The 8654-nt window shown below is 60.5% G+C and carries 8 protein-coding genes, 1 pseudogene and 1 riboswitch; of the genes and pseudogenes, 8 read left to right on the forward strand and 1 reads right to left on the reverse strand.

The window, feature by feature from the left end; genetic code table 11:
• Positions 1-738 carry a ThuA domain-containing protein gene (locus tag WI754_RS29475; protein WP_341486565.1) on the forward strand — a complete coding sequence of 246 codons (738 nt, stop codon included), beginning with the start codon at positions 1-3 and terminating at the stop codon, positions 736-738.
• Between the two features lie 31 nt (positions 739-769).
• Here the strand turns inward: WI754_RS29475 and WI754_RS29480 are convergent, their stop codons facing one another.
• On the reverse strand, positions 770-1474 hold the full coding sequence (locus WI754_RS29480; RefSeq protein ID WP_341486566.1) for a TetR/AcrR family transcriptional regulator: 705 nt from the start codon (positions 1472-1474) through the stop codon (positions 770-772).
• 210 nt (positions 1475-1684) lie between these two features.
• Here WI754_RS29480 and WI754_RS29485 point away from each other — a divergent pair, with 210 nt between their 5' ends.
• From WI754_RS29485 to WI754_RS29515, 7 genes and pseudogenes are all read left to right on the forward strand, one after another.
• Positions 1685-2887, forward strand: a complete 1203-nt coding sequence (locus tag WI754_RS29485) for a multidrug effflux MFS transporter (RefSeq protein WP_341486629.1) — start codon at positions 1685-1687, stop codon at positions 2885-2887.
• Positions 2888-3044: 157 nt separating this feature from the next.
• On the forward strand, positions 3045-3839 hold the full coding sequence (locus WI754_RS29490; RefSeq protein ID WP_341486567.1) for an SDR family oxidoreductase: 795 nt from the start codon (positions 3045-3047) through the stop codon (positions 3837-3839).
• An 80-nt stretch (positions 3840-3919) separates the two neighbouring features.
• Positions 3920-4167: riboswitch (cobalamin riboswitch) on the forward strand.
• Positions 4168-4201: 34 nt separating this feature from the next.
• A complete protein-coding gene (locus tag WI754_RS29495; RefSeq protein ID WP_341486596.1) occupies positions 4202-5260 on the forward strand; it encodes an ABC transporter substrate-binding protein in 1059 nt (352 codons plus the stop codon).
• On the forward strand, positions 5257-6312 hold the full coding sequence (locus tag WI754_RS29500; protein ID WP_341486568.1) for an iron chelate uptake ABC transporter family permease subunit: 1056 nt from the start codon (positions 5257-5259) through the stop codon (positions 6310-6312). Before WI754_RS29495 ends, WI754_RS29500 begins: the two co-directional genes overlap by 4 nt.
• Positions 6309-7073: an ABC transporter ATP-binding protein gene (locus tag WI754_RS29505; protein WP_341486569.1), complete on the forward strand. Its 765-nt coding sequence runs from the start codon at positions 6309-6311 to the stop codon at positions 7071-7073. The genes WI754_RS29500 and WI754_RS29505 overlap by 4 nt, the downstream gene beginning before the upstream one ends.
• A gap of 307 nt (positions 7074-7380) precedes the next feature.
• A pseudogene (locus tag WI754_RS29510) lies at positions 7381-7837 on the forward strand (VOC family protein).
• 106 nt (positions 7838-7943) lie between these two features.
• Positions 7944-8309 carry a LysR substrate-binding domain-containing protein gene (locus WI754_RS29515; RefSeq protein WP_341486570.1) on the forward strand — a complete coding sequence of 122 codons (366 nt, stop codon included), beginning with the start codon at positions 7944-7946 and terminating at the stop codon, positions 8307-8309.
• Positions 8310-8654: the final 345 nt, after the last annotated feature.

Genomic DNA, 8654 nt, shown 5'->3' on the forward strand with positions numbered 1-8654 from the left:
ATGAAGACCAAGATTACCATCTGGAACGAGGGCCGCCACGAGCAGGTTCACAAAGTCGTTCAGGACATCTATCCCGACCGGATCGACGGCGCGATCGCCGCCGGCATTGCCCACCCGGATTTCGAGATCCGCCGCGGCACGCTCGACGATCCGGATGAAGGCCTGCCGGACAGTGTGCTCAACGACACCGACGTGCTGCTCTGGTGGGGACACATGGCGCATGAGGAGGTGAGCGACGAGCTGATCGATCGTATCCAGCAGCGCGTGCTGAAAGGCATGGGGCTCGTCGTCCTGCATTCCGGCCACCACTCGAAACTGTTTCGCCGGCTAATGGGTACCAATGCCAATCTCTCTTGGCGGGAAAAGCCGGAGGGCGATATCGAGCGCGTCTGGGTCATCAACCCGTCGCATCCGATCGCCGAGGGCCTGCCGCCGTTCTTCGAAATCAATGCGTCGGAAATGTATGGCGAGCCTTTCGACATTCCGCAGCCGGACGAGCTGATCTTCCTGTCCTGGTACTCCGGCGGCGAGGTGTTTCGCAGCGGCTGCACGTTCCAGCGGGGCAGGGGCCGCATCTTCTACTTCAGCCCCGGCCACGAGACCTTTCCGATCTATCACGACAGCAACGTCCACCGGGTCATTTCCAATGGCATTCGCTGGGCAAAACAGACCCATACCGACGGCCGCATCCTGGAAAACTGGCATCGCGCCGAACCGATCCACGGCCGCCCCGACTGAGGCCGCCCGCAAAGCAGGCGACCGGCTGCGGCTAGGCGGGAGCTGCCTTCACCGCAGCAGGACGCTCGGTCTTGCCGGCGGAGGTACCTGCATAGGCTCGAAGAAACGTCCGGACCGCATTGCGCGCCGCACTTTCCAGCTCTTCCTCCGTTGGTTTTGCGCCGAACAGCGTGCTCATCTGCAGATCGGCATTGACCAGCGCCAGGAACTGCCGGGACGCGAGGTCGAAATCGTCGATCTGCATGAGCCCCTTGTGGGCGAGGCGGGCGAAGAGGGCGGCCAGTGCAGTGCCGATCTTGCCCGGGCCGTGCTGGCGCCAGGATTCGAAGAGATGCGGGTAGCGTTCGCCTTCCGACTGCACCAGCCTGCGCAGGAATTTCCCATCCTGGTTGCAGATGCAGTTGCGGCTGAGGCGCACGGCAAAGGCTGCAAGATCGTCTTCCAGATTATCCGGATTTTCCGGAAAGGTCGACAGAATCGAGAACAGCATCGCGTTCGCCCTGTCCATGACGTCCTCGACGACGGCCGTGAACAGGTTCTCCTTTTCCCGGTAGTGATTGTAGACCGTCTGGCGCGACACGCAGGCTTCGGCGGCGATCTCGTCGATGCTCGCGCCGGCAAAACCCTGGCGGCAAAAGACTTCTGCGGCGGCATCCAGGATCGACAAGCGCTTGGCACATTGTCCGCGCTGACTGTGCACGGAGGTCCTGGGAACGGTATCATTGAAACTTTTCATGAGACGAAGATAATGCCTATTGACGTTTTAGACAATGGTGTCTAATTTTACACTTGTGTCCAAATTTATTGACACGTTGATGCCAACATGAGCGCGGGTCCTCCCAAGTACCGTGCTCATCCTGGTTACGATCACGTTGAACCCTCCTGAGAGCGATGCGGCAAGCCAGTGTCCCGGCTGTGCGCCGCTGTTTTCTGAAAGATGATCACCATGACGACCTCCTTTATTCGCACGGCGCTGATCCTTGGTCTTTTATCGGCGATTGGCCCCTTCGCCATCGATATGTATCTTCCGGCCTTGCCCTCGATCGGACAGGATCTTCAGGCCGAGAACAACGTCGTGCAGCTGAGCCTGCTTGCCTTCTTTATCTCCTTTGCACTCTCCCAGCTGGTCTACGGACCGCTGTCGGATATGTGGGGCCGCAAGGCGCCACTTTATCTCGGCATCGGCCTGTTTGCTGCGGCCAGCATCGGCTGTGCCCTGGCGACCGATATTGAAACCCTGATCGCCTTCCGCTTCCTGCAGGGGATCGGCGGAGCCGCCGGCATGGTCATTCCGCGCGCCATCGTTCGTGACATGCATACCGGCGTGCAGGCCGCACGCTTGATGTCGCTGCTGATGCTGGTCTTCAGCATTTCGCCGATCCTCGCGCCGCTCACCGGCAGCGCCGTCATCGAATTCTACGGCTGGCGCGGCGTCTTCTGGGCCGTCATGGCTGCCTCATTCGTTGGCCTTATCCTTCTTGCGACGCAATTGCGGGAAACCCGCCCGAAGGCGCATCGCGCCGAGAGCAGCCTTGGCAGCGCCATGGCGGCCTACGGTGTGCTCTTGAAGGACAGGAACTTCCTGACACTCACCTTCATCGGCGGGCTCGGCATCTCAAGCTTCCTCGTCTATCTGGCGAACTCGCCTTTCGTGCTGATCGACCATTACGGCCTGACGCCGACGCAATACAGCCTTGCCTTCTCGATCAATGCCGTGTCGTTCTTCGGCGTTTCGCAGGCGACCGGCTGGTTCGGCGAGCGTTTCGGCCTCGTGCGCGTCATGCGCGTCGCCGTCACCGCTTTCGCGCTGACCATGGCAACGATGGCCATCGTCATGAGCCTGGGCTTCAACCAGCTGCCCGTGTTGGCTGTTTTCCTCTTCGTCGGCTATGGCTGTCTTGGTCTCGTGATCCCGACGACGGCGGTTCTGGCACTGGAGGATCACGGCGAGATCGCCGGCACGGCCTCGTCGCTGATGGGAACGTTGCATTTCGTCACGGCCGCGGTTGCCATGGTGGTCGCGTCGGTCTTCTTCGATGGCACCGCGGTGCCGATGGCGATGGGGATAGCGCTGTGCGCAGTCGGCGCCCTGTTGCTGACTCAGGCGACGATCGGCCGCCGCCGTGCGGTGGCTGCTGCAGCCGAATAACCGCGGATCATCGATCGCGAGGAATGCCAGAGGCCCGGGCGATGTTCCGGGCCTTTTTGCGGGTGGGTCGTAGGCGGTTGTCCAGCTGGACAATTCTGGTCCGAGCGTTATCTCGCTTGCGGAATGAATGACGTGGGCCGGAAACCGAGGGCGACGCATGGCTGGCGAGCTGAACAAATGGCAGGGGATCCGGATCCCCGATCTCGACGGAAAAGCAGTTCTGATCACCGGTGCATCGACCGGCATCGGCGCGGCGCTGGTGCGCGCGTTTTCTGCCCAGGGCGCAAGCGTCGCGATCCACTACAATGAGAGCCGCCAGGCGGCAACCGAACTGCTGGCGAACGTCGAGGCCGCGGGCGGCAAGGCGCTGCTTGTCCAGGGCGACTTATCTGCGGATGGGGTGACTGAACGGGTGGTCGAGGAGGCAGCGGGTCATTTTGGCCGGCTTGACGGGCTGATCAACAATGCCGGTGGCATGCTCGGTCGCGTCGCGACTGCCGAAATGAGCGATGCGCACTACCAACGTGTGATGGATCTGAACGCCCGTTCGGTGCTCGCCGCGACACGGGCCGCACATGTGTGGCTGCGCAAACAGGGCGGTTTCATCATCAACACGACGTCGATCGCCGCCCGCAATGGCGGCGGCAATGGGGCCATTCTCTACGCGGCCGCCAAAGGCTTCGTATCGACCATCACCCGCGGCCACGCCAAGGAATTCGTCGGCGACGGCATCCGCGTCAACGCCGTGGCACCTGGCATCATCTCGACGCCGTTCCACGAACGCTACACCAGCCCTGAAATGCTTGATGCGCAACGACGTACCGTACCGATGGGCCGGGTCGGTTCGCCGGAGGACTGCGTCGGCGCCTATCTCTTCCTGGCATCGCCCATTTTGTCCGGCTACATTACCGGCCAGATCATCGAGGTCAACGGCGGCCAGTTGATGCCTTAGGGTGCGCCGATGCTTCAAGACTGGTCAAAATCGCGCGGTTGACAGCGGTGTCGTTCGCCTTGACGCCGCCGCCGCGCTCGGACTACATCATTGCCGACGGTTCCCCGATGGATGACTTCGAGGGGATTAATAGGGAACACGGTGCGGAAGACCCAACAGGGACCAAGACCGTGGCTGCCCCCGCAACTGTAAGCGGATTGCCGATCGTCCTTGTGGCGCCTTTTTGAGGCGCCATGCCACTGCGAGAACCCCTTCAGGTTTCGCGGGAAGGCAGACGCAAAGCACATATCCGCAAGCCAGGAGACCTGCCGTCGAAAGCAAGATCCACCATCCCGGGCGGGGTTGCCCGGAAAGGAGCCATGATGATTGATTTCGACCGCCTTGCCGGGCGCTTTGTCGCCTTTTCCCGTATCCTCGCGCCGATTTCCGCAGTAGTCGTTGCGTTGGGGAGCCTTTGCACACAAGCCGCGGCTGCGCCGACGCGCTATCCTCTGGAAATTGCCAATTGCGGCCAGACCGTCCGCTTCGAGAAGCCGCCGCAGAAGATCGTCTCGATCGGTCAGGGCATGACCGAAATCCTGTTCTCGCTCGGCTTGGCCGACAAGATTGCCGGGACCGCCGTCTGGGTCGGTCCAGTGCTGAAAGAATATGAGGCCGAAAACCGGACGATCAAGCGTCTTGCCGACAACGATCCGAGCTTCGAATCCGTCGTCGGCGAGCAACCTGACCTTGTCGCGGCCGAGTTCGAATGGCATGTCGGAGCGCAAGGGTCGGTCGGCAAGCGCGAGCAGTTTTCAGGCCTCGGCATCAACACCTATGTCTCGCCGGCCGATTGCGTCGCCAAGGTCAACACGGATGGCGGCGATGGCGTGCGCAGGCAACTCTTCACGATGGACCTGATCTACCAGGAAATCCGTGAGCTCTCGGAAATCTTCAACATACAGGAGCGCGGCGATGCGCTGATCGTCGACCTGAAAAAGCGGGAATCCGACGCCGTCGCGTCGATCGGTGGCAAGCTCGGCGAGATTCCTGTCGTCTTCTGGTTCTCGAGCAAAGAAGTCGCAGGCGACGCCTTCATCGCGGGCAAGAACAGCGCCCCGGCCTATATCCTGAAGACGCTGGGCGCCAGGAACGTCGTGACGACCGAGGAGGAATGGCCGCTGGTCGGCTGGGAAACGATCGCGGAGGCCAATCCCTCCGTCATCGTCATCGCCACCATGGACCGCCGGCGCTATGTGGCAGACGATCCGGCGGTGAAGATCGATTTTCTGGAGAAGGATCCGGTCACCAGCCAGTTGGATGCGGTCAAGAACAGGCGCTTCGTGCAGATGGATGCGCAGTCGATGAACCCGACAATCCGCACGATCGATGGCATCGAAACCCTGGCGCAAGGCATCAAGGCGTTCGGGTTGTCGCAGTGACACTTGCGGCTATCGGTCAACCGGTGGTGACCCGTCAAAGATGGTGGGCGCGCTTCGCGCTTGCCATCCTGACGCTCGTCGCACTCGCCTTCGTGATCAGCCTCGCCGTCTCGATCGGCGAGATCTCCATCCCGCTCACCACAACCGGCAAGGCCGTGGCCAACCGGATTTTCGGCGCGTCCTTCGAGCTCAGCCGCATCCATGAGGGTATCGTCTGGGACTATCGGCTGAGCCGCGCGCTTCTTGCCGCGAGCGCCGGCGCGGCCCTTGCGCTGTCTGGCGCGACCCTGCAGGCGCTGCTGCGCAATCCGCTGGCCGAGCCCTATGTGCTCGGCATTTCCGCCGGCGCATCCACCGGGGCGGTCGCGGTGATGATCCTCGGCTTCGGCTATGGCGTCCTGACGTTATCAGCCGGCGCTTTCATCGGCGCAATCATTGCCTTCATTCTCGTCTCGGCTCTGGCGGCAGGAGCCGGAGGAGGATCGGACCGGATCATCCTGGCCGGTGTCGCAGGCTCGCAGCTTTTCACCGCGCTCACCTCCTACATCGTCACGACATCGGCCAATGCCGAGCAGGCCCGCGGTGTCATGTTCTGGTTGCTCGGCAGCCTTGCCGGCGTGCGCTGGCCGGATGTCTATCTGGCCGCTCCGGTCGCTCTGATCGGTTTTGCGGTGTCGATGTTCTATGCCCGAGCGCTCGATGCCTTTACCTTTGGGATCGACGCTGCGGCGGCATTGGGCATTGCAGTTAACCGCGTCCGCATGATCCTCCTCGGCGCAACGGCGCTGATGACGGCCGCCATGGTCAGCATCGTCGGCTCCATCGGCTTTGTCGGACTGGTCATTCCGCATGCGGCACGATTCCTCGTCGGTCCCTCGCATGGTCGCCTTCTGCCCGCGTCGGCGTTGATCGGCGCGATCTTCATGGTCACCGCCGATATTGCATCGCGCATCATCATTCCGCAGCAGATCTTGCCGATCGGCGTCGTCACCGCAATGTTTGGCGCCCCGGCCTTCGCGTTCATTCTCTACAAGGCGAGGAAGCCGGTTTGAGCATTTCCGTCCGTGACGTCCATTGGTCAACCGGCGACGAGATGATCGTCGACGGCATCAGCATCGACGTGGCACCCGGCAAGACGCTTGGCCTGCTTGGCCCCAATGGGTCGGGCAAGTCCAGCCTCCTGCGTCTCATCTGCCGGTTGCGTAACGTCAAAAGCGGCGTCATTTCGCTGGGAAATGCCGATATCGCCGCAATGTCCCGCCTCGATATTGCCCGGCGCGTCGCTTTCGTCGAGCAGCAGGCAACGACTGACGCGCAGGTGACGGTTCTTGACGTGGTACGGCTCGGACGCACACCGCATCGCGGCCCGCTCTCGCCCTGGAGTGCCGCGGACGATGCGGCGGTAAATGCCGCTCTTTTCCACGTGGGCATGCCCGGTCGCGCCGGACAGCTTTGGCATACGCTGTCCGGCGGCGAGCGCCAGCGGGTGCATATCGCCCGCGCATTGGCGCAGACACCAAGCGAACTGCTGCTCGACGAGCCGACGAACCATCTCGATATCCAGCATCAATTGGAAATCCTCAAGCTGGTGGCGCGGCTGCCGGTGACCAGCATCGTCGCGCTGCACGATCTCAATCTGGCAGCGATGTTCTGCGACAGCCTTGCCGTGCTGCACCAGGGCAAGGTCGTGGCTGCCGGCGCGCCGGAGGATATTCTGACAGAAAGGCTCATGACCGAGGTTTTTGGCGTGTGCGCCCATATCGAACGCTCAGCCTATCATGGCCGGTACCATGTCCAGTACCGGATCGACTGATCGGCATCGCTTACAGGGTCGTCGAATATTGATATATCTGTCAATTCAATGACTTAGATAAGTTCCATAATTCCCATTAGATGTGTTATAACATCACCCATATCACCATTTCTTCAAACGGGATGTTGACGGCATTCGCACCCATAAAGTCCATATTTGCCCATCAAGGCCATCCAAGCATACCTAGACTGAAACGCTACTCCAAGTGCGACCATAACCAGTGGGTTGACCGATGGACTCTCGCTGGCAAGTATGGCTGCGACATTATGCTTGGCCTCGCGCGAGCCCACACACGTCAGGAGAACTCATGTTTGACCACGTCGCATTCGGAGTCAGCGACTATGCAGCGAGCAAAGCGTTTTTCCTCAAGGCACTCGAACCGCTCGGCGTCGCTGTTGTCCTGGAGGGGCCGCTCGGTGTCGAGCTTAGCCCAAAGGGTGGTGTGGCTTCATTGTGCATGCGAACCGCTCGGCGTCGCTGTTGTCCTGGAGGGGCCGCTCGGTGTCGAGCTTAGCCCAAAGGGTGGTGTGGCTTCATTGTGCATGTGCCAAACCGAGGAGAAGCCGGCGCATCTTCACTTAGCGTTCACGGCGGAGAATCGCCAGCAAGTCGAAGCTTTCTATCGCGCGGCTCTGGAGGCGGGTGGCAAAGACAATGGTGCGCCTGGTCTGCGCCCGCACTACCACGCGAACTACTATGCAGCTTTCGTCATTGGTCCGGACGGGCACAACATCGAAGTGGTTTGCCACGAACCCGAGGTCTGACCCTTCCATCGAGGGCGAACTTCGGTCGCTAGACGCGTCATAAACGGCAACGCACAGGGTAAGTTCTCTCACAGGGGCGACGCAATCGCAGCCCGGAATCCGGTACATGACGAAGGCTGAGATCGGTGAGAGTGAAGTCGTCCAGCATGCTGCGAGTGAACCGTTTATCCGATACGATCCTGCTTCCTGGGGAGGGCGTATCGTTGCGAAATACATGGAAGCGTCCGATCTTTCCCCCGATGTGGTCTGCGATCTTGATGCGCTTGAGACAATCGCGATCCTGGTGGCGCAGGGGCTTGGCAATGCCCTGGTTCCGGCATGGCAAGGCCTGGTGCCGCAAGGATTCAACCTGGTGGTGGCATCGTCCGGCACCGCTTTTTCTCGCAATATACTGTTTTTACAGGCATCCGTTCCCGCACGACCGAAAGCTGTGAATTTTCTCAGACAACTACTACAACATGGTGGCGGCTAATCGGCCCTGATGCCAGCCAAAAGAATTGTCACCCGCACCAAATTGTCGATAAGTTCCGAACTATTTTCCCAGCGAAACCTCGGCACAATTAAGCAAGCTGCCAAAAGCCCGGATACCAGGCCAACAGCCGACAACGGCAGCTTCAGTTTCAACTTGCCATTTAAATACAACTATAGGGATATCCACCCTCGTGGATCGATTTGCACTTACCAAGGGAAAAGGCCGCTCAAAACGGCTTTCATAGGCGGACAATCTGGCGTTATGATTGAGATGTCGGCAAAAACCTTCGGCGCAACGCCAATTTGGTATGTGAAGAGAATGTGCGCTTTAAGTTCCAAAGAGTGC

It is taken from the genome of Pararhizobium sp. A13 (assembly GCF_040126305.1).
Classification (GTDB): domain Bacteria; phylum Pseudomonadota; class Alphaproteobacteria; order Rhizobiales; family Rhizobiaceae; genus Pararhizobium.

Coding starts and splice junctions, on each gene's coding strand:
- WI754_RS29480 (WP_341486566.1), bottom strand. CDS start 1,474: ATGAAAAGTTTCAATGATACCGTTCCCAGGACCTCCGTGCACAGTCAG.
- WI754_RS29475 (WP_341486565.1), top strand. CDS start 1: ATGAAGACCAAGATTACCATCTGGAACGAGGGCCGCCACGAGCAGGTT.
- WI754_RS29490 (WP_341486567.1), top strand. CDS start 3,045: ATGGCTGGCGAGCTGAACAAATGGCAGGGGATCCGGATCCCCGATCTC.
- WI754_RS29515 (WP_341486570.1), top strand. CDS start 7,944: ATGACGAAGGCTGAGATCGGTGAGAGTGAAGTCGTCCAGCATGCTGCG.
- WI754_RS29495 (WP_341486596.1), top strand. CDS start 4,202: ATGATTGATTTCGACCGCCTTGCCGGGCGCTTTGTCGCCTTTTCCCGT.
- WI754_RS29485 (WP_341486629.1), top strand. CDS start 1,685: ATGACGACCTCCTTTATTCGCACGGCGCTGATCCTTGGTCTTTTATCG.